The sequence below is a fragment of the Spirosoma validum genome, from assembly GCF_014699035.1.
In the GTDB taxonomy this organism is placed as follows: Bacteria; Bacteroidota; Bacteroidia; order Cytophagales; family Spirosomataceae; genus Spirosoma; species Spirosoma validum.
Window position 1 is genome coordinate 63,549 of record NZ_JACXAA010000012.1, and the last position, 25,578, is coordinate 89,126.

The 25,578-nt window shown below is 49.5% G+C and carries 18 protein-coding genes; 13 read left to right on the plus strand and 5 right to left on the minus strand.

Annotated features, from left to right (window positions below; translation table 11 throughout):
• Positions 1-26: 26 nt before the first annotated feature.
• The 9 genes from IC230_RS25905 (at position 27) to IC230_RS25945 (ending at position 12,729) form a co-directional block, all read left to right on the plus strand.
• Positions 27-824 carry a HipA family kinase gene (locus IC230_RS25905; protein WP_394355507.1) on the plus strand — a complete coding sequence of 266 codons (798 nt, stop codon included), beginning with the start codon at positions 27-29 and terminating at the stop codon, positions 822-824.
• Positions 802-1,185, plus strand: coding sequence for a DUF3037 domain-containing protein (locus tag IC230_RS25910; RefSeq protein WP_191041983.1), 384 nt, complete (start codon positions 802-804; stop codon positions 1,183-1,185). Before IC230_RS25905 ends, IC230_RS25910 begins: the two co-directional genes overlap by 23 nt.
• 181 nt (positions 1,186-1,366) lie before the next feature.
• Positions 1,367-1,987 (plus strand): YceI family protein, encoded by a 621-nt coding sequence (locus tag IC230_RS25915; protein WP_191041984.1) that lies wholly within the window; start codon positions 1,367-1,369, stop codon positions 1,985-1,987.
• Between the two features lie 263 nt (positions 1,988-2,250).
• Positions 2,251-3,552: a serine hydrolase gene (locus tag IC230_RS25920; protein WP_191041985.1), complete on the plus strand. Its 1,302-nt coding sequence runs from the start codon at positions 2,251-2,253 to the stop codon at positions 3,550-3,552.
• 109 nt (positions 3,553-3,661) lie between these two features.
• Positions 3,662-4,981, plus strand: coding sequence for a serine hydrolase domain-containing protein (locus tag IC230_RS25925; RefSeq protein ID WP_191041986.1), 1,320 nt, complete (start codon positions 3,662-3,664; stop codon positions 4,979-4,981).
• A gap of 1,261 nt (positions 4,982-6,242) precedes the next feature.
• Entirely contained in the window at positions 6,243-9,410 is a 3,168-nt protein-coding gene (locus tag IC230_RS25930) for a SusC/RagA family TonB-linked outer membrane protein (protein WP_191041987.1), read from the plus strand.
• 79 nt (positions 9,411-9,489) lie between these two features.
• Positions 9,490-10,947 (plus strand): SusD/RagB family nutrient-binding outer membrane lipoprotein, encoded by a 1,458-nt coding sequence (locus tag IC230_RS25935; RefSeq protein WP_191041988.1) that lies wholly within the window; start codon positions 9,490-9,492, stop codon positions 10,945-10,947.
• A 26-nt stretch (positions 10,948-10,973) separates the two neighbouring features.
• Positions 10,974-11,453, plus strand: a complete 480-nt coding sequence (locus IC230_RS25940; RefSeq protein ID WP_191041989.1) for a hypothetical protein — start codon at positions 10,974-10,976, stop codon at positions 11,451-11,453.
• A 118-nt stretch (positions 11,454-11,571) separates the two neighbouring features.
• Entirely contained in the window at positions 11,572-12,729 is a 1,158-nt protein-coding gene (locus tag IC230_RS25945; RefSeq protein WP_191041990.1) for a pyridoxal phosphate-dependent aminotransferase, read from the plus strand.
• A 115-nt stretch (positions 12,730-12,844) separates the two neighbouring features.
• On the opposite strand, the gene IC230_RS25950 is transcribed toward IC230_RS25945, so the two are convergent.
• Positions 12,845-13,234, minus strand: a complete 390-nt coding sequence (locus tag IC230_RS25950; protein ID WP_191041991.1) for a DoxX family protein — start codon at positions 13,232-13,234, stop codon at positions 12,845-12,847.
• Between the two features lie 525 nt (positions 13,235-13,759).
• Between IC230_RS25950 and IC230_RS25955 the strand changes: the two genes are divergently transcribed.
• Positions 13,760-14,848, plus strand: a complete 1,089-nt coding sequence (locus IC230_RS25955) for an NAD(P)-dependent alcohol dehydrogenase (RefSeq protein ID WP_191041992.1) — start codon at positions 13,760-13,762, stop codon at positions 14,846-14,848.
• A gap of 57 nt (positions 14,849-14,905) precedes the next feature.
• Positions 14,906-15,412, plus strand: coding sequence for a DUF4126 domain-containing protein (locus IC230_RS25960; protein WP_191041993.1), 507 nt, complete (start codon positions 14,906-14,908; stop codon positions 15,410-15,412).
• A 284-nt stretch (positions 15,413-15,696) separates the two neighbouring features.
• On the opposite strand, the gene IC230_RS25965 is transcribed toward IC230_RS25960, so the two are convergent.
• The 4 genes from IC230_RS25965 to IC230_RS25975 form a co-directional block, all read right to left on the minus strand.
• On the minus strand, positions 15,697-18,342 hold the full coding sequence (locus IC230_RS25965) for a DUF7133 domain-containing protein (protein ID WP_191042133.1): 2,646 nt from the start codon (positions 18,340-18,342) through the stop codon (positions 15,697-15,699).
• 184 nt (positions 18,343-18,526) lie between these two features.
• Positions 18,527-19,150, minus strand: a complete 624-nt coding sequence (locus IC230_RS34140; RefSeq protein ID WP_223860848.1) for a bestrophin family protein — start codon at positions 19,148-19,150, stop codon at positions 18,527-18,529.
• A gap of 21 nt (positions 19,151-19,171) precedes the next feature.
• On the minus strand, positions 19,172-19,543 hold the full coding sequence (locus tag IC230_RS34145; RefSeq protein WP_223860849.1) for a bestrophin family protein: 372 nt from the start codon (positions 19,541-19,543) through the stop codon (positions 19,172-19,174).
• 296 nt (positions 19,544-19,839) lie between these two features.
• Positions 19,840-22,284, minus strand: a complete 2,445-nt coding sequence (locus tag IC230_RS25975) for an outer membrane beta-barrel family protein (RefSeq protein WP_191041994.1) — start codon at positions 22,282-22,284, stop codon at positions 19,840-19,842.
• A 593-nt stretch (positions 22,285-22,877) separates the two neighbouring features.
• Here IC230_RS25975 and IC230_RS25980 point away from each other — a divergent pair.
• Both IC230_RS25980 and IC230_RS25985 read left to right on the plus strand, forming a co-directional pair.
• Entirely contained in the window at positions 22,878-25,064 is a 2,187-nt protein-coding gene (locus IC230_RS25980) for an alpha-galactosidase (protein ID WP_191041995.1), read from the plus strand.
• 18 nt (positions 25,065-25,082) lie between these two features.
• Complete coding sequence (locus tag IC230_RS25985; RefSeq protein ID WP_191041996.1) at positions 25,083-25,451, plus strand: VOC family protein; 369 nt, start codon at positions 25,083-25,085, stop codon at positions 25,449-25,451.
• Positions 25,452-25,578 lie beyond the last annotated feature (127 nt).

A 25,578-nucleotide genomic window follows, 5' to 3' on the forward strand; every position in this document is an offset into this window, starting at 1 on the left:
TCGCTTATCAGACTACGTTTATTCTTGTGCTGAATACTGCTCCTCAACTTCGAACCGTCAACGTAACGCGCTACGTGATTCCATTGCGCGAAGGGGGCTCACTGCCCGCCCTTGCCGAGGCCGACGACGAATTTCTGTACGTTCTGAAGTTTCGCGGAGCAGGCCAGGGCACAAAAGCCCTGATTGCCGAACTCATCGCTGGCGAACTGGCGCGTGCTCTGGGTTTGCGTGTTCCGGAAATTGTATTCGCCAACCTCGATGCCGCCTTTGGCCGTACCGAACCCGACGAAGAAATTCAGGATTTACTACGTGCCAGCGAAGGGTTGAACCTTGGCCTGCATTACCTCTCCGGCGCCATTACGTTCGACCCTGTAATCAATACGGTTAGCTCTCAGTTGGCATCGCAGATTGTCTGGCTGGATGCGTTCGTCATGAACGTGGATCGCACAGCCCGAAACACGAATATGCTCATGTGGCACAAAGAATTATGGTTAATCGATCATGGTGCCGCGCTTTATGTGCACCATACCGGCCCGAACTGGCCCGAGCAAAGTGGGCGACCGTTTACACAGATCAAAGACCACGTATTGCTGCCTCAGGCTACTGAACTCGATGACGTTGATGCCGCTTTTCGCCAGCTTCTCACGCCCGACCGTATCGAATCCATTGTTTCGCTGGTTCCGGATGAATGGCTGACGAACGAAGCTTCCTCGGAATCACCCAGCGAACAGCGCCAGCTTTATGCCCAGTTTTTGAGAGATAGACTAGCTTCATCAGAAATTTTTGTCAACGCAGCGAAGGATGCCAGAAAAGCACTTGTTTGAGTATGCCGTTATCCGCGTCGTACCATGCGTCGAACGGGAAGAGTTTCTTAATGTCGGCGTCATTCTGTACTGTCGGTCACAAGGTTTCCTGCAAACGACTTCTGAACTGAACGAAGGCCGGCTTCGCGCTTTTTCAGCTAAACTCGACATCCAGGAACTACAGGAACGGCTTCGTGCTTTCGAACGGATTTGTGCGGGTCGTGCTCAGGGGGGCACCATTGGCAAACTTCCGATAGCCGAACGGTTTCGCTGGCTAACATCAACCCGTAGTACAGTCGTGCAGACGTCATCCGTTCATCCGGGCCTATGCACCGACGCGGGCGAAACCCTGGCCCGCTTGTTTGCGCAACTCGTTCAGTAACGAGAACACCTGATTCGCTACTTCGACTTAACTGGCGAAATCAACAATCTAGCTTTCTTTTTCAACAGCTCATCCGATTGGCTTTCCCGGAAATGGTCAGGCTTATCAATTTTTGCGCAGGTTTTGCCCAATGGCATGCACGTACTACACAACCTGTCAATCATTTTTCAGCCAAAATCAAATGAAAAAATTACCGCTATTTTTTGCCCTTGCGTTCTCAGCGTTCGTATGGAGTTGTACTGATCATAACGTACCGTCGTCAGCTAGTTACCAGCTCGACGATACCAAATCGGTTGCCGTTTGGAAAGGATCGCAACGAACCGGCTATTTCAACGAAGGGGCCATCACCGTAAAAAGCGAAAGTATGATGGTCACAGATGGTAAAGTAACGGGAGGATCGTTTACCATTCCTCTGTCTTCGATCGTCAATTTCAACCTGCCGACCGACGAGCTGAAACAGACATTGGTCCATCATCTGCAAAGTGCCGATTTCTTTAACATGGCTTTGCATCCGAATCTGACCTATACGATTACCAGCGTAACACCGTATTCCGGCACCGACGGGATTGCAGGAGCCAATTATCGGGTAAACGGCAATCTGACGATGCTAGGCATCAGTAATCCGGTTAGTTTCCCGGCGAAAATTGATCTGGCCAATAACCAAATTGCGGTCGATGCAAACGTAAAAGTTGACCGGACCAAATGGGGAATCGTCTACGCAGCTGATCCGGCTTTGTCTGATGCCAATTACATCAACCCTGACATCGACATTCAACTGAAACTGGTAGGCGGCAAACAATAAACAACACCCATCATCAACATACGAAAAGCCAGTTGGCAACGAATAAGTTTTCGTTGCCAACTGGCTTTTTATTACGTAACACCAGGTCTAGTGTGATACTAGTGTGACGTCGGTTACTCTTAACTGACGAGTGAGGTTTCTCAAAACCGAACGCTCAGGTACCAGAGATTTTAAGTCAGACCTAAGGATCTGACAACACGCAAGCCCGTTGCTACGTAACAAGCCGCTTGCGATTTCATGGGCTCTTCTGTATTTTGTTGCCCATGCAACCTTTCTCCGCGTTTCTCACGGTACTTTCTTTGTCAAGCCTGCTTGTTACGTCTGGCAATGGTCAGAGTCGAACCGATGCGTTGCTGACGAATCTGTTTGCCAAAAACAAAATATCGATTTTCCAGGAAGTAATCCGCCATCCGGAAACGTACCGCTTACAGATTATTTACACCCAAATCAATCGGGATAAACACAACGTTCCTTCGTTCAAAAACTATTATTTCCGCGTTGACAGTACGGAGTATTTCAATCCGGCGTCTACGGTTAAATTGCCGCTGGCGCTACTATCGCTGGAGAAGCTGAATAACCTGAAAATTCCGAACGTAACGAAGTTCACCCCAATGCAGTTCGATAGTGCTTACAGCGGACAAACAAAAGAACGGACAGATAAGACAGCAGAAAATGGGTATCCGTCCCTTGCCCACCTGATCAAAAAGGCTTTTTTAGTCAGCGAAAACGATCCTTATAGCCGGATGTACGAGCTTGTCGGGCAGGGCGATATCAACCGATCATTGCACGCACGAGGGTATCTCGACACACGGATTACGCACCGATTCGTACGGATGACTGCGGACGAAAACCGGCACACAAACCCAATTCGATTTATTCAGAAAGATGGTACGTTACTGTATGCGCAACCAGCCGTTTTTAATCAGGAGCCATTTGATTTCCGACGAATCGCCAAACTTGGCAATGGATATTACACCAAAGACAGCTTAATCCATAAACCGTTTGATTTCACGGAACGTAATAAACTTCCACTCGAAACTTTGCAGCAACTCCTGCAATCCGTTCTCTTTCCTCAGTCGGTTCCGGCGAAACAGCGGTTCAACCTGACGACGGATGATTACCGATTTCTCTATCAATACCTGTCGCAATATCCGGGCGAGACCAACTATCCTAAATATGACGCCAAGCAGTATTATGATAACTACGTTAAGTTCTTTTTTATGGACAGCCTGCACCACCAGATGCCCGATGGAGTCCGGGTCTTCAATAAAGTGGGATGGGCTTATGGCTTTCTAACCGACGCTTCCTACGTAGTGGATTTTGCGAACAAGATCGAATACATGCTAAGCGCTACGATCTACGTAAACAGCGATGGGATTTTGAATGATGATAAATATGAGTTCGAGACGGTCGGTCACCCGTTTCTATATCAGCTTGGTCAGACGATCTACTCGTACGAGCTAAAGCGAAAACGACAGTACGTATCTGATCTGAGTACGTTTACAATCAACTACGAAAAACGGATCAACGACAATCGGCCTGTGGTTAAAAATGTTGATAACTAACCACTGAGGCACGGAGAACACAGAGTTTTCAAAAAACTCAAAGGCAGAGAAAACTCTGTGTTCTCCGTGCCTCAGTGGTTAATTTTGGATTTATACAACAAAATCTCTCATGCTTCTTAAATCTACCTTCCGAATAGGGCTGCTGTTGGCCATAACGGCCTTCTCCCTTCGGGCACAAACTGCTACCAAACAGAGCCCTCCCCTGTTAACGGCGGCATCTCCCGAAACAGCTGGATTTAACCCGGAACGACTTAATCGACTCGACGGGCTTATCCAGTCTTATATTGACAAAGGCGCTTTTCCGGGCGTAGGCGCGATTGTGGTACGAAACGGCAAAATCGTCTATTACAAAGCGTTTGGCAAAGCCGATCTGGAAACCAATAAACCGCTCGCTAGAGATGCCATTTACCGCATTGCTTCCATGACCAAAGCCATTACGTCGCTGGCCGTGATGATGCTGCATGAAGAAGGCAAAGTCATGCTCGACGACCCGATCAGTAAATACATTCCGGAGTTTGCCAAGCCCGTTGTCCTCGACAAATTCAACGAGAAAGACAGTACGTATACAACCGTTCCGGCCAAGCGGGAGATTTCGATCCGTCATCTGCTTTCGCACATGTCGGGGATCAATTACAACGTGATCGCCAGCGATCCCAAAATGCGGGCCATTTATACCAAAGCCGGTATCCTCGATGCCTTTACCACCGACGACATCAAGATTGGGGACGTCGTCAAGAAGTTAGGCAAACTGCCGCTCAACCACCAGCCGGGCGAGAAATGGACGTATGGTCTGAGCATCGACGTACTGGGGTATTTGGTGGAAGTCATATCGGGTATGCCTTTGGATCAATTTTTCCAGACGCGGATTTTCGAGCCGCTAGGCATGAAAGACACCTATTTTTATCTGCCTGATTCAAAGAAGGATCGTCTGGTACCGCTATACACAGAAAATAAAGCTGAAAATAAGCTGGCGAAGCTGGCCGTAAATCGCGGCCTGGCGGCTAATCCCGACTATCCCATTACGGGCGCAAAAGCTTATTTTTCGGGCGGGGGTGGCTTGTCCAGCACGGCCTACGACTACGCTGTTTTTCTACAAATGCTGCTCAACAATGGAGTTTACAACGGTAAGCGGCTGCTGAGTCGGAAAGGGGTTGAGTTATTTACCAACAGTAATCAGACCGGTACGCTATTTCCTGATGCAGGCAATTATTTCAGTTTGGGTTTCAGTGTCATTAACCAGGCTGGGCATGCCAAAGACCTGAGTAGCGTGGGTACGTTCGCTTGGGGTGGCGCTTTCAGCACGCATTACTTTGCCGACCCGCAGGAAAAAATCTGCGTTGTGCTGATGAAGCAAATGTGGGGAACCAGTTTCGGCGGTGAGCTTGACAAAAAATTCGACGTGCTGGTTTATCAGGCGTTAGACGATTAATCGGTTACGCTCGCACAGGATCTGTCTAACCTTTCAGGAAGCAGATAGTGTCTTTAACATCGTCTTTTGTCATTTATTCCTCCGATCGAAATGACAAACCGCTCTAGCTATTGGCAAATCAACGAATGAACGTTCACCTAACGATACGCTCTGGACAGGCTAGCCGATGCCTATAAAACCAAGATGTACACACAATCGTATATTAAACGGTATCAGATCCGTAACTAGTAAGGTGCTTTTTTATTATGAAGGTAAAGAGTTAGCCACAAGTGTTGTGTCTAACGTTAAGCATGCGCTGGGTTTAAAAACGAGTAAACCAGCCAATCAGGCAACATGTACAAAGGAGTATTGGTCAAAAACAGTTCAGGTAGTCGGAGCTTATTACGGTCTGGCTGACGATACGATTCAAGCAGCCATCAACAGCCATAAAGAATACATTTCTAACAGATCGGCATAAGCTCATTTGATAGTAACCCAATTGTTTTTGTAAGGCTCCAGCTAAGGACCAGCAATGACTGCCTTAGCGCCGATGACGCCATGCGTCGGTTGTATAGCGGACAACTAAACAATCTGTTCCGTTTAATTTCTCAGGTTCTACCAGACTAGATGTTTCAACCCTCGTGAACAACAACGCATGAGGGTTGAAACATCTATAAATTAATCCGTTACGAAAGGATTACAGCAACAACAGCTGAATATAATTATTACAGGAAAAAATAGCTTATGAGTTATACTATATTTTACATTATTCTATTTTAATAAAATTTTATAGAGGTACTTAAAAAAATTATCAAAATACTGTTTGGCATTTAAGGCAAACACCTATCTTTGGCATCGTTAATAAATAGTTAAAATAAACTTCACGTACTGATTGCTTACTGGCCGCACTTGTGGAGTAATCAGTAAAGCTCACTGCTGGCGTACTAATTCGTCAGCAACTGAGAACCAGGCAGACTTTGTCTTACCGGGCATTGTATCTGTCGTTGAAAAATAGGATTGCCCGGTTGGCTCTGTCGATCAACCGCGACAATCAGCGTTCTTCTTTACCCGAATTTATTTCCTGCTTTATCCGCAGCCCATAAGGCACGCGGAGGCTGTTGTGTTACGCCTGGTCGGTTCGGATGGTTTCGGATCGGGCGGCCAGTATTCGGCATCGTTCGAGCCACCAGGAGTACGTAACAGTTTGATTACCAGTACCGGCTAGCGTACTAGCCAGCTCATCTTTCTTACCGCTAAACTAAGTACTTAATGTCGTTAACTTATGCAAAAACAGCTACTTATCTGGGCGCTGCTCTGGTGTTGGGCAGGGTTGAACGCGCATGCGCAAACCCGATTATTGACCGGTACCGTCAGTTCAAGTGAAGAAGGCGTATTACCCGGCGTTAACGTCGTCCTGAAAGGCACTTCTATAGGAACCACTACAGATTCGAAAGGTAAATATTCTCTCAATATTCCGGGAGATGGTACCATCGTTACCTTCAGCTCAATCGGCTTCACCACCGAAGAAGTTAATGTGGGCAACCGCTCCACTCTGGATTTTGTTCTGAAATCCGATATCCGGTCACTCTCTGAAGTCGTCGTAACGGCCTTTGGGGTTAAGAAAGAAGTAAAATCGCTGGGGTATGGCGTCCAGGAGATCAAAGGTAGCCAGCTCACCGAAGCCCGGTCGGCCAACGTAGCGAACGCGCTGTCGGGTAAAATAGCCGGACTACGGATCAGTAGTAATGGAGGCCCAGGCAGTGGGTCGTCTATCCAGATTCGCGGAGCCTCGTCGGTATCGGGTAACAATCAGCCGCTTATTGTCGTGGATGGGGTGCCCATTCAGCAAACGTCCGAGAAGCAATTTGGCGGAGGTTTATCCGAAATAAGCCCCGATAACATCAAAGATATCAGTGTTCTGAAAGGACCGAACGCAGCGGCTTTATATGGCTCGCGGGCAGCGAATGGCGTCATTATCGTTACGACCAAAAACGGGTCAGGCACGAAAGGCATCGGCGTTGAGATCAATTCCAATTTTACGGCTGAACGCCCCTGGATCAGTCCGAATTTCCAGAATATTTACGGGGGTGGCAACGGCTACCGTACCTGGTACAATGACGGCTGGAGCGGATCGATTACCGACCCCGCAGAAATCGCGCAGTATCGGGCGGCTTACCCGAATGGTGCCTTAAGCGGGACCGAAGGTACAGATGAGAGCTGGGGCGCACCCATGGATGGACGACTCGTTCGGCATTGGTGGAGCGGCAAAGACGTAGCGCCACTGACGCCCAATCCCAACAACTGGAATGATTATTGGCAGACAGGCAAAACCTTCACGAACAACGTAGCACTGTCGGGCAGTAACGATAAAGGCAGTTTTCGGATGTCGATTGGTCGGATGAAGCAGACCGGGATCATGGATTTCAATGATTTTTACCGGAACAACTTCAAACTGAATTCGGCCTACAACTTCACGCCAAAACTGAACGTAACGATATCGGCGGAATACGTCAAATCGGGCGGAAATCGGGGGTATCAGGAAGGGCAACAGTTCATCTGGGCACACCGCCAAACCGACTGGAATAAAATCCGTGACTGGCGTGATTACACCGGCGTTCACATTCAGCGCGCCCTGGCGGGCAAACCCGCCGATAACGATCCGCCGAACTGGCAGCACACGTTCTTTACGAATCCCTATTTTTCGAGCGAGCTCCTCCCTTACACCAACGAAAAAGACCGGCTGGTCGGCAATATCGCGCTGAATTACCAGATTCTGCCTTCTCTGAGCCTGATGCTACGTAGCGGTACCGATTTATGGACCGATACGCGGCTTAACGTAGTCAACTTCGCCCGTGTACGGAACGGAAATGCCACGCCGGGCCGCTATTCCGAAGAAGTGCTGCGTCGCCAGGAAACTAACAGTGACTTTATCCTGACATTCAACAAAGCACTGACCAGCGACATCACGGCCAACATTCAGGCGGGTGGCGTTCAGCGCACAAACTATTACAAGCGGAATTACACCTACGTTGGTGAACTCGTCGTCGATGGGGTTTATAACCTCTCGAACTCCAACGTAAGCCAGAACGCGGTTGAAAGTGCGATTCAGAAATCGGAGATGAACAGTTTGTTTGCCTCCGCTGAATTTGGCTGGCGTAATGCCCTGTTTTTGAGCGGTACAGCCCGAAACGACTGGTCCTCAACGCTGCCCAGCAATGCGCGCAGTTACTTCTATCCGTCGGTGTCGGTATCGGCTGTTCTGACGGAATTACTGGGCGTTCGGAGCAACGTATTATCGTTTGGCAAAGTGCGGGCTTCGTGGGCGCAGGTGGGGAACGATGCCGATCCATACCAACTGGCGCAAACGTTCCGCTCGGGCGGTTCCTGGAATGGCTCAATCCCGGAGTTTTACGAAAACACCAAAATTGCCAACTCCACGCTCAAGCCCGAAATCACGACCGGAACCGAACTCGGGATTGATCTGCGTTTCCTGAAAGGCCGCATTGGTTTAGACGTAACGTATTACGATCAGACCTCGCGAAACCAGATTCTGGCGGTCGATATTTCAAAAGCCAGTGGCTACAACCAGCGCGTTCTGAACGCAGGTCAATTGAGCAATAAAGGCGTCGAAGTGGTTTTAACCGGCATTCCGCTGAAATTCTCGAACGGATTTACCTGGGAGACGACGCTTAACTTTTCCCGGAACCGCAACCGGGTCATCGAACTGGCCGAGGGTTTAACAACCTACGTACTGAACAGTCGCCAGGGACTTAACTCAGAAGCTCGTGTTGGCCAGGCCTACGGTACGTTGTTTGGTATTGGTTTCGAACACGCACCCGACGGTCAGATCATTTATAACAATGGATTGCCAGTGGTATCGACCAATCCCCGCGTATTGGGCAACATCCAGCCTAAATGGACGGGTGGCTGGCTCAACTCATTCAGCTTCAAAGGATTCTCGATCTCGGCGCTGATCGACGCGAAAATGGGCGGTGATCTATTTGATGAAGGAACGGGCACAGCTCGCTGGACGGGTCAGTATGCCGAAACGGCCATTGGTCGTGAGGAGGGAATCATTGGAAAGGGGGTTATGAACGTCGGTACGGCAGAGTCGCCACAGTACGTTCCAAATACGGTGATCATGCCAGCCAATACGCTCTACGGCTACAACAACCCCCGGCGCTATCACGAAGCGGCTATTTTCGACGGGTCGTATATGAAGCTTCGCGAAGCAACTGTCGGCTATTCGATTCCCTCCTCCTTCCTGGTAGGCAAGTTCATTCGGACGGCTAAACTATCGGTGGTCGGTCGTAACCTGGCTATGTTGTTCAAAAACACGCCCCACATCGACCCCGAAGTCGACCGGTTTGGCGGCAACGCGCAGGGTTTTGCCTATGGCGAACTGCCTTCATCACGTAGCGTCGGGGTTAACCTAAGTCTTGGTTTTTAAATCCGTTTACGGCCTCGATTTGGGGATTATAGTGATCATCACCAAACCCTAAACCGAAGGCTCAAAACCATAAATTTCCATGAAACGAATCGTATTATGTATACTCACGCTGCTGACGGTCGGTTCCTGTACGAAGGAATTCGACAAGATGAACGTGGACCCCAATAACCCTACGGCTCTCAGCCCACAGTATCTGTTGCCGTATGCCATCGAGAAAGTAGTTGATCGCTCGTGGGGCGGGCGGACACGCTTCGAGCGACTGAATCTCGACGGTGCCATGCTCTGGATGCAATACCTGACCCGGAACATTTACTCCAACGAGGGTGATAACTACGGGCTGTCGGTTGCTTTTTACAACAACAACTGGACATCGCTTTTCAACGACGGGCTCGTTAATTTCCAGCGAATCGTTACGTTATCCGGCGCCGGTGGCCAGTACCAGAACACGAATTACGAAGGCATCGCGATGGTGATGCGAACCTGGACGTTCTCGCTGCTGACTGATCTCTACGGGCCAATTCCTTACACCGAAGCGCTGAAAGGAACCGCCGACCAGCCGAACTACACACCCTCGTATGACTCGATGGACAAGATTTACGCGGGCATGCTGGCGGATCTGAAAACGGCTAACGAGAAACTGGTCGTTGGTGGCGCAGCCGTATCGGGCGATATTCTGTATAATGGCGATATCCTGAAATGGAAGAAGTTTGCCAACTCGCTACGGCTACGGCTGGCGAACCGTCAGGCTGCGAAAAAGTTAGCGGAGTCGAAAGCCATTATGGCTGAGATTCTGGGCGATCCAACGAAGTACCCGGTCTTCACCAGTAATGCCGATAACGCTACGTTGAAAACGACCGAAGTGTTGTCGAGCAACAACGAGTTTTTTCTAGTGATGGTCAACGACAGCCGCACAGACTGGAACGTAAGCAAGACGCTGACGGACAAACTGAATGCCCTGGGTGATGAGCGACTAAAGGTTTACGCACAGCCCAACAAAGCCGGAAAATACGAAGGCCATGCCAACGGACTTCCTGACGCTATCGCCACGACGTATCTCGCGACCAGCTCAAACATCGGTACGTATTTCATCCAGAAAACTTCGCCAGAGGTGATCATGACGTTTGCCGAATTGAATCTGATTCTGGCCGAAGCCGCTCAGGATGGCGATATCACCGGTTCAGCGCAATCGTACTTTGAAAAAGGTATAACGGCTTCATTTGATCAGTACGGATTGAAAGTTACGGATACGTATCTCAAGACCGTTGGTGCTGTTTCGAAAGCGAACATCATGGAGCAGAAATGGATCGCGCTGTTTGGGCAGGGGCTGGAAGCCTGGACCGAATACCGCCGGACGGGTTTGCCGGTATTACCCGCCAAAGATCCACGGGCGGTGTTCGAGAATGATGGCGTTTTACCAACTCGACTGCCTTTCCCAACATCAGAATCGTCGCTCAATGAAGCGAATTATACCAAAGGCATTGCCCTCGTCGGCGGTAAGAACGATACGAAAGCGAAACTCTGGTGGGCCGAAAATTAAGGATCATTAAACGGACAATCAATCAAATGAAGGCATATAACCTACTCACGATAAGCTTGTTTTTGGCCACACTTGGGCTGTCGGCCTGCGAGAAAAAAGTAGATCCGTTTGTCGACCGTGTGCAATCGCCCGTCCTGGTCCTGATCGACAACGCGACCGGTGATGGTGGCGGCATGACGGCCGAACCGGTTGTATCGCAGAAAATAGGCGGTCCCGTTACGTTAGCGGTTCGGATTTATGAACTCGATAAGTCGGGGATTTTAGATAACAAGGTCGGTATTGATTCGATACCGGTAGCGTCGCTGGCCCTGAAACTGACAACGCGGACCGGTACAGCGCTTGGTAATCTAACAACCGATGCGTCGGGTAAAGCGACGATCTCAAAAACCTGGGCCGAACTGGGTGTTGCCAAACCGGCTGCAGGCAGCAGCGTATCGCTGACCTGGGTGGGCGAGTACAAGGGGCAGGCCTTTTCGCGGTATTCACGCGTACAAGGGACTAATTAATTGTAAGTGAAGAGTGTAGAGTGAAAAATAAATTATGGAAAGACTTTTTCTATTCTTCATTCTACTCGCTTCACTATTTATTCTTAACTCTTCATTTTTAATTCTTCATTGAAAGACCATGAATCTCAACCGTCGGAACTGGCTGAAAAATAGCCTAATGATGAGCGCAGGGGCCGTAGCGGCACCATCGCTGCTTTCTACAAATGCCTATTGCGAGCCCTGGCTCGATGCACCCGAAATGATGCCTACGCTGCCGCCCAAAGGGGGTGTCATGAAAGCCAGACTGTCAGCGAATGAGAATCCCTACGGTCCTTCGCCAAAGGCGTTGAAAGCGATTTCAGAAGCGGCATCCGACGGTTTTCTGTATCCGTTTAGCTATGCTGGTCAGCTCCAGAAAATGATTGCGGAACAGGAAGGGGTTCAACCAGAGCAGATTCTGTTAGCTCCTGGTTCGGGATCGCTGCTGACAGCGGCTGCCATTCACTACAGTCATATTAAACCCGGCGGCTCGATCATTTCAGCTGATCCAACCTACGAATCACTCATGCGTGCTGCCGTGCAACACGGTGCCAAGTGGGAAAAAGTCCCGCTGACGGCGAATGATTATGACCACAATCTGGCCGAGATGGAGAAACGCGTTGGCGACAACACCAGCCTGATGTACGTCAACAATCCCAACAACCCAACCGGCGTTACGATTGACCCTGTTGCGCTACGGGCGTTCGTGGATCGGGTATCAGCGAAGAAACCGGTGTTTGTCGACGAAGCATACATTCATTACACGAGCGATCCGAAGAAGTTTACGGTCATCGAAAACGTGAAAAAGGGGCAGGACGTACTGGTAGCCCGTACGTTCTCGAAAATTTACGGGATGGCGGGTTTACGACTGGGTTACCTGGTTGGCCAACCCGATACGTTAAAGGCGATCAGCAAGTGGGGCGGTGGTCCCGGTGGTCTGACCATGACAACGCTACGTGCCGCTCTGGCCTGCTACCAGGACGATGAGTTCATCAAATACTCGTTGAGCAAAGGTCTGGAAGCGCGTGAGTTTTTATATCAAACGCTGAAAACCAACGGCTATACGTATCTCCCATCGGGTACAAACTTCGTGTTGTTCCCAATTCGAATGAAGGGCGAAGATTTCGTGAGCCGGATGATGGATCAGGGCGTTAGTATCCGTCAGTGGAAGTTCGACGGTCAGTATTGGTGCCGCGTAAGCCTAGGTACCATGCCACAAATGCAGGCCTTTGCTGAAGGATTGAAGGTTATTTCCTAGTTGAGCTGGACGTACTGTGTGAATAAACGAAATGTAGCATGGGCATAAGCCCATGCTACATTTCGTTTATTCAGGAGATTCTATAAATCATGTATAGCTCCTGAATTGAACTGATTTATACATTATCGGTGCTCTTCAAGGCCCAATAGATCAGGACGGGCTGAAAAAACAACCGGACTAACCGTTTTCTATCTGTATCCAACCCAAATCCGTCTCGTTTACGGACGTACTGAGAGATGTTGCCAGGGAAAATTGCTGTAAAGAAACCCGCAGCTACTTTTCCCACCGTCTTTTGATGTTCTTTATCGGTTAGCAACAGGCTGCTGCCCAGGGCAATTTCGGCTATCCCCGAGTACACGACGGTGTCGTCTTTCGGCAGTGGAATCTCATCGGGGACCTGGGCCTTGAATTCTTTCCTGGCAAATGACAGATGGCTTATTCCCGCAAACACCAACATGCTCCCTAAAGCGATCCTGGCAATATTTTTCACGTTTTCTTCCTGCATAATACCTGTCTTGTTTATACACATTTACTAATCACTTCCCATCAATTCTATTCACATAATTCATCTAACCCGAATCTGTTTGATAAGTTTAGTGAATGGATTACCAGCCTAAAACGGATAGAACAATGAGCGAGCATCGGCCTGCGCTAATCGGGTTACTTTGTCGTAGTTGATAACCTTGATTAATTACAGACGCCTGCATTCAAGCCCCATAAACTACTGCAAGGCCCGAAGGTTAGGCGTTGACGAAACAAGAGTGCATTCCCTTACTTTTTCAAACTATGCTTTACTCGTGTAGTTACATGAAATAGTTTTCACTCCGTCAACACCGTCCATCATACGTAATGCGTATCGCTCCACTGGCATGGCTATTTCCTAACACGTGTTCCTTACGTAGCGGTACTGGACCAATACGTATCGTCATGCCCTGGCCAAGATTGGAAAACGAATTGGCTTAGCTCTACCCCAATACCGCTTACAAAACCCAGTGAATACTTACTCAACTACATAAACAGTTTTTAGTGAATGGAATCCTTAAAAACCAAAGCTTACGGCGCAAAAGCATCGCTGATTGACCAGTTCAGCAGCTTGTCCCGCATGGACATCGAACGACAGCCTCCCAAAGATGACGAAGTACAGATTGACGTGCTCTATTGTGGCGTATGCCATTCCGATGTGCACCAGGTTAGAAACGACTGGGCCAACACCATCTATCCCTGCGTACCGGGTCATGAAGTTATCGGTCGGATTTCGCAGACAGGCAGTGGCGTAACCAAGTTCAACGTCGGCGATACGGTGGGTGTTGGTTGCATGGTCGATTCGTGCGGACAGTGTTCCTCCTGCCACGAAGGCGAGGAACAATACTGCGAAGGGCCGGTAAGCTGGACCGCTACGTATAACGGCTATATGAAACCTAATGGTAACGGCTACAATACGTTTGGGGGTTATTCAACGTCCATTGTGGTCAAAGAATCGTTCGTGCTACGTATTCCAGACTCACTCGATATCAGCAAGGCGGCTCCAATCTTGTGTGCAGGTATTACGACCTACTCACCGTTGCGGCACTGGAACACCAAGCCCGGCGATAACGTAGCCATTGTTGGTTTGGGCGGACTTGGCCACATGGGCGTCAAGCTGGCAAAAGCAATGGGCGCAAACGTAACGGTCATTACGCACACCGAAGATAAGCGGGCCTTAGCTGAGGAACTGGGCGCGCACGAGGTATTGATTGAAAACGACAAAAAAGCGCTGAAGGATCACGAACGAACATTCGACCTGATTCTGAACACCATTCCCGACAAATACGATCCAAATCCATTTATCAAGCTGCTCAAGCGCGACGGAGTATTTGTAGCGGTTGGCGTGCTGGGGCCGTTTACAAGCCCGACCAATAACATGGAAGTAGCTATGGCCCGACGTAGCGTAGCGGGGTCAGTTATTGGCGGTATTGCTGAAACGCAGGAAGTATTGGACTTCTGCGCTGAACATCAGATTTTGCCCGATGTCGAAATGATCGCGATTCAGGACATCAATAAGGCGTATAGCCGGATGCTGGACGAGGACGTACGATTCCGGTTCATCATCGACATGCAATCACTCAAAGACGAAAATTAATCAGATTCCCAATTCGCCTGAATTGGGCAATTTTTCTAAAGAATAACTGACAACGTTATGTTTCAAACCTATTTAAAAGCCTTCCAGATCGGAGTAATTGCCGGAATGCGGGCGATGGCGGCCCCGGCGCTGCTGAGTCATAAACTGGTGCGGACAATCCCCGCCAAGGAACCCCAAAAACCAATTCATTATTTAACCCTGCCCCCAGTTTCTCTTGGCTTAAAGGTCGTAGCTGCTGGAGAAATGATTGCAGATAAACTGCCCAACGCACCGAATCGCACATCGCCCCCTCAGTTCATTGCCCGCGTTGCTTCGGGAGCGACTTGTGGCGCTTTCCTGAGCGAAGTAGAAGGTCAACCGGCTCCATACGGTGCCCTTGCGGGTGGTCTGGGTGCTGCCGTGGGAACACTTGTTTTCTTCAATCTACGTCGGTGGCTGGATCATGACCTGGGCATTCCCGATACAGTCGGGGCGCTAGCCGAAGATGCCCTGGTGATTGGTGTTGGCTGGCAAATTGCAAACAGCATCGAACCTAAGCTGGAAACCGCTGTCAGTGGAAATTGACAGGCAACATCGGTACTGGATAAGTCTCTTACATGACCACAAATGCAGGCTTTTTCCTATAGGCTGAAAATTCTCATAATTGATTATAAGTAGTTCAGCTAAGGTACATTAGGTTTTTTGTCATGCTTCGGCACCGGCCGCCCGGCTTCGTCAGCATGACAAAAACGCTATTGCAAAATACGCTAAATTATCTGTGCTTCAGCACTTAACAAGCAGAGCCTGGACATTTATATCCAGGCTCTGCTTGTTACAGGATTACTAGTTTTTACTTCCTAACGCATTCATCATTTCTTCTGCTGCGAGAGGAACGTAATGAGTGAGGCAAATTCTTCGTAGGAGAGGGCGTTCACTAGGCCGGTGGGCATCATGGAGGTTTCCATCTCTTTGCGGCTGAGAATATCGGACGCTTTGATGGTGTAGACCTGCCCGGCGATGTCGCGCAGAACAACTTTGCTGGACGACTCTTCCGTAACAAATCCTGTATAACTCTTATTGCCTTTAGCCGTAATCAGGACCGTAGAGAATCCCTGCGAGATGGACGCGTTGGGTTTCAGAATCGACTCGGCAATCTGCTCCCGGTTCATGATCGACCCGATTTGCCCCATGAACGGGCCTTTCATGGTTTCGCTACGTGTCAGACTATGACAGGCCACGCAGCCCTGTTGCGTAAACAGCGTTTTGCCCAGAGCCGCTTCCCCATTGATTTTAGCCATTGCCAGCATCACGTCTTCAATGGACGATTCGCCGACCTGGCCCTTTTTATTCCTGATTTTCTCCAGGTCCACTTTCGGTTCCTCTTTGGCAACCGTCACTTCTTCGACGCCAAACTCAGGAATCTCCATCCGAAGGCGGCTGTTCAAATCAGTGAAGACCGTTTTGTTGTCCGCCTTTTTCCATTCATCAACCAAAAACCGACTGATCACCGGCGACGATTCCCACGTAACACCTTTATAGTAAGGACCATGCGTATCGGGTCGGGTGCTCCACCACCAGGACCCGTCGTAGTCCGCTTCTTTTTTGTAGAGCCGGGATAAGGTCACCAGAATCTGATTTTTTAAAGCTGCATCGTTCGTCTTCTGATAGGCACTGATCAGGCCAGTAACGGCTTTAGGATCGTGCATATACCGTAACGCCCAGAGTGCCAGCGTTGAGTTCGCCGACCCGATGGCTTGTACGCAGGCATCGACGGCGTTCAGACTCACCAGCGATCGTACGGCAATGTGCGCCGGAATCAGGGCGGAGTTGGGCGTAGCGTGCGGGCCTTCGGTGCCCATAGCCGGTGCCGTAAACGAAGTCGGAACCTTCACCTGCAACAAAGCCGAAGCTGCTTCCGGCCGACCCAGGCGACCCAGGCCAATCGTAGCGGCCAGTTGTACGCGGGGTGACGTATCGGTAAGCCCCTGAAGAAAGGGCTCAATGGGCACTTTACTCAGAACGGGTTTCCGGTCGGCCAGTGCACGTAGCGCGAATTCCCGCATCGCTTCATCCGACGTTAGTTTCACCAGATTCGTAACGCCATCAGCCCCGGTTGCCTGTGCGTAGGTGTACATTCCGGCGACGCGACCGTAAAGCGGTACCCGTTTGTCGGATGCGATTTTCCAGGCCACTTTTGCTGTTTTTGCGGCCGGTCGTCTCAATAATTCCTGCTGAGCTGCTAACCGGGCTACAGCGCTCCCGGACGTCAGTAACGACGCCAGTTTTTTGACCGACGCTTTTTGTACATCCAGAAAGGGTTGATACGTCCAGTTTTTAGGCACCACCCGCACCACAAATCCTTTACTGTCACTGCCTGAATAACCCGCGCCGTCCCAGGCCGACAGATACATCCGGCCCGATGCATCGATATCCACGTCGGTAATCTGCGCCAGCTTGATAAACTCTTCTTCCTTCTGCGTATAACTGGCCCCATCCGGCGTCACCCGATGCAGATAAAGCTGACTACGGCCCCAGTCGGCCATCATCGGTACGTGATTGTATTTGTCCGGCCAGGTCGCATCGTCCATAAACAAAGAGCCCGTCCCGGAACCACCGCCCACATCGACCAGAGCGGGAATAATTTCATCCGTAAAATGCTTAAACAAAACAGGATAGCCGTATTCGCCCGATTGAATCTGGTTACTGAACCGGATGTTCCAGCCGCCCCCGTCGTTGGTGTTGTCGCGGGTAAATACGTTCATGTAGGGGTCAATCGCTACGTCGTAGATATTCCGCAGGCCGTGGGTAAAAATTTCCATTTCGGTGCCATCGGGTAGTACCCGAACGATGCCCCCGCCCAGCATGGTTAGTTTCTTTCCCGAACGATCCGTTGCGTTGTGGAAACCAAAATCGCCCACGGCAATATAGATCCAGCCGTCGATTCCCATGCGGATACCGTTCGTCGCGTGGTCGGTTCCCCGGCTTTTCAAAAAGTTCGGATTGCTGATGTGTTCAATCAGGGGTTTGGATGGCCCATCGGCCACGCCGTCGTGGTTCGTGTCGTCAAAAACCACCAAATCCATACCCGTTGCCAGCGCGGTTTCCGGCGAGAAAACGGTGTGCAGCACAAAAAGCTGATCGCCAACCGGCAGAATTCCCCGCGGATTATCGACCACCGCGAACGTCGTATGCTGATCGACTTTTCCATCGTTATTTGAATCGATCAGTTTGAGAATCCGTCCCTTACCCGGCTTTTTTCCAAGCGAGCCAATCATGTCCACCCCTACATAGACTTCGCCAGTGGGGGCAACAGCCAGGCAGGCCGGGCTGGGCGTCAGATCCGAACCTACAAAGGGCGTCACAGTTAGTTCACTTGGCCAACTGCCTGCGTTCCGCAACGTATCCACCGACGTACGTAGTTGACGGCTCGTGACCCGGTCAGCCGTGGTTTGCGACGTATTATTCCAGAATAGAAAAAGCAGGGACCAGAGTAGGGTGAGCGTAAATTTTAGCATATTCATATCGGTGTTTTACTACGTAGTAAGGCTCCGAAAGGCAGAAGCGTTACGTTCAGGGTGTCTTATCCAATAAATAACGTTCTGGTTATTTCTACTTCTGATTCTTCCAGAAATCTTTGGCTATAATATGGTGGTGTCGGGTTCTCAAACCCGACACCACTACACGCCGTATGAACACTTTTTAGAACAGTACGTTTTCTACAGGTTTCATTCGTTTAGGTAGATCCGATTCGCCTAACATGTCTTTCAGGTCGATCTCAATGGTGCGGACTATACTTTGAATCGGTACGTCGTTTATCAATCCTTCAAACGGATTTTCGCTGTAATCACCCGTGTATTCCATCAGCGAAAACACCCACGATACGATTAAATTGAAGGGAAGCAATAACCAGATAAGCTCCGGACCGTTCGCTTCAAATTCCTTTAACATCCCGAAAGGAAGCAGAAACGTAAAAATGAGGATAAAAATGGCACTTGACGTAGCGTATTGTCGAGGGAGGGGTGAGTTCTTTATCCGTTCACTTCGGCCTTGTTCGGTGTAGAGTTCAGTAATGATACTCTGTAAGGCAACGTGCCGAAAATCAGTCAGGAAACCCCGGCGTTTGAGGTCCGTCAAGTGCTGTGATTGCCGGTCGAGCAACTGTGCCGCCTTGTTTTGTTTGGTCTTTATCCAGGCCATCTCCTCGCTGCTGAGACAAGGGGCCGCTTCCTCTTCAAAGGAGGAAAAGTTAATCCGTTTGGTAAAATAATTACGCTGCCGAATACTATCTATCTGTTGGTGTTCCCAGGCGGTTCGTTGCCACATCGCGTGTTTTAGGGCATAGAGCTAGGCTAAATGGCGGTAAATCAGCGTACGAACTTCCGCATTTACGTCTTCCTGAGTAGCTGTTGCTGAGGCATCTTCAAGGTTGATAAACGCTCGACTGGCAGCCCCAAACGAGCGGCTGGTATTGGTAATACCTCCCCATATTTTACGAGCCTCCCAGCTACGGTCATAGGACTGATTGTTTTTAAAGCCCACATAAAAAGCAACCGCCGTACCAATGAGCGAAACCGGGAGCCAGGGAACAGCAACCCATTTCCACTCCAGATATTCGTAGGAGAGCAGGGCAATAAGGCCGGTGAAAAGGGACCAAAGTATCAGCCTCCAGCTGATAAAGTAGATGATACTAAAATTAAAGTAGTGCTTTACGTACATGTTGTTGACTAGCTGGTAAGTGAGAGCCGTTTATAAGCTACAAAAAAACCGATTGGATCGTAAAAAACGCCAATCGGTAGAGTTGAAATGACACGATTTTCAAAAACTCTCTTTTCGTGAGACTAATCTTTCTGTGCTTGAGCAAAGGGAAAGTCTTCGCACTACTCGTTTTTTATACTTGTGTTCATTAGTTAGCAATCATTTTGGATGTTTATAGCCGCTACCACAATCACCTGCACCTGACCTTCATATATCAGGACAGGTGCAGAGCTGATAATCCGCATGCATTGGTTTTTCTAGTTTGCCCGGCGGGTTTCGTCGTCGGAACCGGTACTTCGTTGGCGTTCACCTTTTAGTTTCTGATTGCCAAACGTGTACGTCAGATTGAGCATAGCCACACGCGTATCGAACATCAGGTGACCAACCTGGTTGCCATTAGGCGTGTTCACGCTTGGACGAAAAAGATTGGTGTGAAACACATCCTGAAAACTGAATTTCACTTTTAGTGCCGACGAAACCACTTTTTGCACACCGGTGTCTAAGGCACCCATCCAGGGCGTTGACCAGATACCATTGACAGCGGGCGTACTGACCCATCCATTCAGTTCGGCCGTCCAGCCGTGTCCCAGAGTAAAAGCGTTGTTCCCATTGATTCGACCCGCTACGTTATCGATTTGCAACAGCGTTCCTTCGTAATCGTACTGAAAGCGATTGTAATACCCCAGCACGTTCGCTTGCAGCTGCCAGCCTTTCGTAACCGTCAATGGCCAGCTCAGCGTCAGCGTATAGCCCTGTGAATGACCAAGATTCTCCGTCGTTACGTATGTTTTGTTGCCTTCCAGCGCATGAATTGTAAAGAACATCAGGTCAGATGTGTAATTAGCTCCAAGTGACACGAACACGCCCTTTTTCAAGCTTAGTTTACCTTCTACGGCGTGCGTGAACTGAGGTCTCAGATACGCATTTCCCTGACTGTAGGCATAAGGATCAACGTAGCCACGCGCCGGGTTCAGGTTCTGGTAGTTTGGGCGGTCGATGCGGTAGCTGTAGGAGAACGTTAGCGTTTGGTTCTCGGATAAAGGTTGCGACACAAACAGACTCGGAAACCACTTTAGATAGTCGCGCGTCACGACCTGATTTAGCGTCAGGGAATTACCTTCTGAGTGCGTATGCTCTGCCCGCAGTCCCAGTTGCACGTTTGCGTTCTTCCATTTTCCGGAAACACTGGCATAGATGGCGTTGACTCGTTCCGTGTACTGAAAATGGTTCGATAAAGTTGGGTCAGGAACCAAGCCTCCGTCGGGTCCGCTGCTTAAACGCAGGTCGTTATCCGTTTTTACCGAGGCACTTTTCAGCCCTGTTTCCAACTTCCAGACGTTGGACAGCGCTCGATTGTAATCGACCTTCATCGTGCGAATGTCAATAGTAGAAGGCTGCGTAATGAGCAGACCACCAACAGGCGCATTGGCGTCGCCAACAGCAATGAGCGTATTAGTCAGCAGACTATTCGTGTACTGACGGCTGAAATGACCAATGTCGAAGTCTGCGGTTAGTTGTCCGTGTCCACGGCGGCCGTCTTTCTCGCCAAATGTGTGCTGTAGATTGAGATTACCAAGCTGGTTTTGCGAAAAAGTTGTGTAGGTTTTCTCCGTCGATGTTTGTAGATAAACAGGCAGATTATCACCGCGCCGGAAACTGGCCCCCGCGGGTCCTTGCTCCCGGTGGTCACTCCACAAACCCGTCCAGACCAGGCCAATCGTCGTGTTTTTAGTCGGCGAAAAATCCAGACCTGCCTTGGCATTCTGACCCACATCACGAAACTTCAGATACGTGTACTGACTCACGATATTTCGTCGATTCGGATCGGTTGAACTAGGGTCGGGCTGGTTGCGATCGAGTAAAAAATCCCAGTAATTACCGCCCCGATTCAGGCTATACGTACCGAACAGATTCACCTTCCGTGTACGGTTATTGAGTTGCAAGCTGCCTCGCTCCCGATCAAATCGACCTGACCCTCCGGCTACAGAAGCCGTGCCATTCGTGCCTACGTTCGTATTTTTCTTGAGCCGTATGTTTATAATTCCCGAATTACCGGCGGCATCGTACTTAGCGGATGGATTGGTGATCAGCTCGATGGTTTCAATGTTGTCGCTCGACATACTCCGTAACGTAGCAATTACATCTTGCGCTGAGAGGTAGGTTTGCTTGCCATCGATCTGCACAATGACACCCTCTTTACCCCGCAACTGGAGTCGCTCGTTCTGATAGTCGACAGTTACACCGGGCGACTTTTCCAGTACTTCCAGCGCCGTACTGCCACTACCCACAATACTATTCGCTACGTTGACAACCATACGGTCGAGCTGCTGCTCCACAAATGGTTTCTTAGCCGTTACCTGCACCTCTGCCAGTTTGCCCGTGGTCTCAATGAGCGTAAGTGTTGGTACATCCGTAGGAGTGGACGTTACGTCGAATCCCGGTGAATGTATTTTCTGGTAACCGACAGCCGTAGCCCGCACTACGTAGCGTCCCGCCCGAACGTTCTCGAAAGCATATTGTCCTCGCTGGTCACTAGCGGTGCCTTTAGCAACACTCGAATCGCGGGCGTTGAGCAAGGCTACGCTGGCAAAGGCTAACGGTCTACCATTGCCGTCTCGAACGGTTCCGCTGAGTGTGCTCTGAGCCAGAACCAGCTTATAGGAGGTTATTATTGCCAGAAGAAAAAGTACGATTGTTTTCATAATTGTGTGGTATAAAATGGTCGTAAAAGCTACTTCGACTCTATGGTCCTGTTCAGTTGTCTACCGGTAGGGAATCACCATCTTCCACCTATTCGCTTCAGGGTGAACAGAAACCTATCCGGCGATTTTGCCTGGAATAGCCTTTTCATCCATTAGTCGTTGAAAAGCAATTAGTTGCTAACAGACCAACCGCTTGAGGAAATACATAACAGCATGCTCATTCAGCAATGCATGAACGATAGAGCAGGAAAAGACAACGTTGATATCGTCAGGCATACGATAACGACAAACTGAAGTGACGGTCAGGAATGACCAAACCTATTGACTAAAAGCATAGACAAACCCTAACATGCCGATCAGCTAAACCATGCTGAATCGTTGAGCCATTGTCGGGCGGATAATAAGAAGAGAAATAGAACCGCAAGGACAGACTATTCAGGATCGGCTCTTAAACACTCAAACATCTACTGGATTATACGAATAGGCAGGTCTGTCAGTTGGTTCGACAGATTGCCAATCGGTCGTCCTACCAATAATCGGTAAGTTGAGGCACCCGGTATACTTTTACTGGACTAACCTTTTGCTATATACGAATGTGTAGATTACTCTGGTTTCTCGGTTGCTGGTTGGTGGCGTACAGCGGATTCTGTCAGATAAAATCGTTACCCGTTTACAAACCCACTACCTTCAATGGCGATTGGCTCGTTACATCTGTTTCGCAAAAAGCGGGCGTATTCCAGGCTAACGGCGGAAAAGACCTGGTGCTGTCGAATGGCTTACTGACGCGTCGATTTCGGATTATGCCGAATCTGGCGACGATCGATTACCAGAATCTTTCCACCAATGAGCAATTTGTGCGTTCGGTGAAGCCCGAAGCCATGCTGACATTAAAGGGAAAGACGTATCGCGTTGGCGGGTTGTACGGGCAGAAAGAGCACGCGTACCTGCGCGAAGAATGGATCGATAATTTCACCACCAATCCGGCTGATTTTCAGTTCAAGACCTTCACCATTACGTCCCTGAAACCCTACATAAGCTGGCAGTCACGCACCTGGACGATGAACCGGAGCCAACCCACCGGTCAGGAATTAACGCTGCTTTTCGAATCGAACTTACCTGAACTGCGAGGGATCGACGTAGCTGTGCATTATACACTTTACGATGGTATCCCAACACTCTGCAAATGGGTGACGATTGAGAACAAAAGTCAGAAAGCGATTCACATCGATCAGGTTATCAACGAGATTCTGGCGACGCCAGAAGAAGAATCGGCCGTGGTGGGCAAGCCCGATCAGATGAAGAAACCGCAACGGATTTATATTGAAAACAATTTTGCGTTCAATAACGCGATGCGGTACGACCTATCGGATCAAGCGACGCATTGGAAAACGGATTCGCTCTATACCTCGCAGGTCAATTACAACTACGAGACGCCCTGTCTGCTGGAAGTGTATCCAACCCTCGGTGTGGGCACCGATCTGGAGCCTAATCAGACCTATACATCGATACGTAGCTACGAACTGCTGCTGGATTCCTACGACCGCGAACGTAACGGCCTTGCGCGTCGGAAGTTTTATCGAACCGTTACGCCCTGGACCACCCAGAATCCGGTTTTTATGCACCTGGTCAGCACCGATCCGACGACGGTCAAAAACGCAATCGATCAATGCGTCGAAACGGGCTACGAGATGGTGATTCTAAGTTTCGGTAGTGGTCTGAACATGGAAGATGCCAGCGACGCGAACGTCAAAAAATTCAAGGCACTGGCCGATTATGCGCACAGCAAAGGCATTTTGCTGGGTGGTTATTCCCTGTTCAGCAGCCGCCGTATTGACGATGAGAACGACGTAATCGACCCAAAAACCGGCCTGCCTGATAAAGGTGCTTTCTTTGGCCATGCGCCCTGCTTAGCCAGCCAATGGGGAATCAATTATTTAAACAGTCTGAAAAAATTCATTACCGAAACCGGTTTCGATCTGCTCGAACACGACGGCCCCTACCCCGGCGATGTGTGTGCGTCAACGACCCATCCGGGGCATAAAGGACTGAACGATTCGCAATGGGTGCAGATGGACATGCAGAAAGGCTTTTATCGATTCCTGAACGAAAAAGGCGTCTACATCAACGCGCCCGACTGGTATTTTATGGATGGGACGAACAAGATTGCGCTGGGCTATCGGGAAGTAAATTTCTCACTTTCGCGTGAACAACAAAAACTCCTGAACCGGCAGAATATTTACGATGGTACGTGGGAGAAAACGCCGGCGATGGGCTGGGGCTTTGTGCCGCTCACCAAATACCAGGGCGGTGGTCCCGAAGCCGTTCTGGAACCGCTTAGCGAACATTTGAGTGATTACGAGCAACTAATGATGCAGTATTACGGAGCCGGTGTACAGGCCTGTTATCGGGGACCACGACTATACGATACTGAAGCCACTAAACAAACCGTTAAGCGCGTAATCGACTGGTACAAGAAATATCGTCTTATTCTCAATTCTGATCTCATCCACCTTCGCCGGCCCGACGGCCGCGACTGGGATGGCATCATGCACGTCAACTCAATCTTGAAAGAGAAAGGCGTAGTCATGCTCTTTAATCCGTTGAAGACAAAAATCACCCGTACCATCAAGCTGCCCCTCTATTATACCGGTCTTCGCGAAACAGCGACAATACGGCAGGGCGAAGGCAAGGCAAAAACATATCGATTAAACCGGAATTATGAGGTGGAACTGCCCGTTGAAATCGAGCCGGAGAGCTACAGCTGGTGGGTAATTGAATAAACACTAATCTATACACAAATGACCCTCAAACACTTAAATTTAGCCGTACCCGACGTAGCGCAAACGAAAGCGTTTTTCGAAACCTATTTTGGTTTCCGATGCGATGAAGTAAAAGGCGATAATGTTATTGCGATTCTGGAAGATAAGAACGGCTTCATTCTCTCGATCAGCAATTTTACCAAAACCGAAACGCCCCAGTATCCTAAAGATTTTCACGTTGGTTTTGTGCAGGAAACCCCGGAACAAGTCATGGCGATTTATCAGACCATGAAAGCCGACGGCATCGACGTTGGCAAAGAACCGCATGCTTATAGTGGGCGAGGAACGATGTCATTCTACGTAACAGCACCGGGTAATTTTCTAATTGAAGTTCTGTGTATTATTTAACGTTTGAGCACCGGAACTAACGCAATTTTTGGACCAAGTCAGGAGAATTAGCGCGAACCATAGCAGAAAACAGGTCTACATTTTCGAGCGAGACACTTTTGAACCAGACGCGGGAATCCATATAATT

Bases quoted from the DNA above. Each gene is read 5' to 3' on its own strand.
- IC230_RS25925 (WP_191041986.1), top strand. From the start codon at position 3,662: ATGCTTCTTAAATCTACCTTCCGAATAGGGCTGCTGTTGGCCATAACG.
- IC230_RS25980 (WP_191041995.1), top strand. From the start codon at position 22,878: ATGTGTAGATTACTCTGGTTTCTCGGTTGCTGGTTGGTGGCGTACAGC.
- IC230_RS25975 (WP_191041994.1), bottom strand. From the start codon at position 22,284: ATGAAAACAATCGTACTTTTTCTTCTGGCAATAATAACCTCCTATAAG.
- IC230_RS25910 (WP_191041983.1), top strand. From the start codon at position 802: ATGCCAGAAAAGCACTTGTTTGAGTATGCCGTTATCCGCGTCGTACCA.
- IC230_RS25950 (WP_191041991.1), bottom strand. From the start codon at position 13,234: ATGCAGGAAGAAAACGTGAAAAATATTGCCAGGATCGCTTTAGGGAGC.
- IC230_RS34140 (WP_223860848.1), bottom strand. From the start codon at position 19,150: ATGTGGCAACGAACCGCCTGGGAACACCAACAGATAGATAGTATTCGG.
- IC230_RS34145 (WP_223860849.1), bottom strand. From the start codon at position 19,543: ATGTACGTAAAGCACTACTTTAATTTTAGTATCATCTACTTTATCAGC.
- IC230_RS25920 (WP_191041985.1), top strand. From the start codon at position 2,251: ATGCAACCTTTCTCCGCGTTTCTCACGGTACTTTCTTTGTCAAGCCTG.
- IC230_RS25955 (WP_191041992.1), top strand. From the start codon at position 13,760: ATGGAATCCTTAAAAACCAAAGCTTACGGCGCAAAAGCATCGCTGATT.
- IC230_RS25945 (WP_191041990.1), top strand. From the start codon at position 11,572: ATGAATCTCAACCGTCGGAACTGGCTGAAAAATAGCCTAATGATGAGC.
- IC230_RS25985 (WP_191041996.1), top strand. From the start codon at position 25,083: ATGACCCTCAAACACTTAAATTTAGCCGTACCCGACGTAGCGCAAACG.
- IC230_RS25965 (WP_191042133.1), bottom strand. From the start codon at position 18,342: ATGCTAAAATTTACGCTCACCCTACTCTGGTCCCTGCTTTTTCTATTC.
- IC230_RS25915 (WP_191041984.1), top strand. From the start codon at position 1,367: ATGAAAAAATTACCGCTATTTTTTGCCCTTGCGTTCTCAGCGTTCGTA.
- IC230_RS25940 (WP_191041989.1), top strand. From the start codon at position 10,974: ATGAAGGCATATAACCTACTCACGATAAGCTTGTTTTTGGCCACACTT.
- IC230_RS25935 (WP_191041988.1), top strand. From the start codon at position 9,490: ATGAAACGAATCGTATTATGTATACTCACGCTGCTGACGGTCGGTTCC.
- IC230_RS25960 (WP_191041993.1), top strand. From the start codon at position 14,906: ATGTTTCAAACCTATTTAAAAGCCTTCCAGATCGGAGTAATTGCCGGA.
- IC230_RS25930 (WP_191041987.1), top strand. From the start codon at position 6,243: ATGCAAAAACAGCTACTTATCTGGGCGCTGCTCTGGTGTTGGGCAGGG.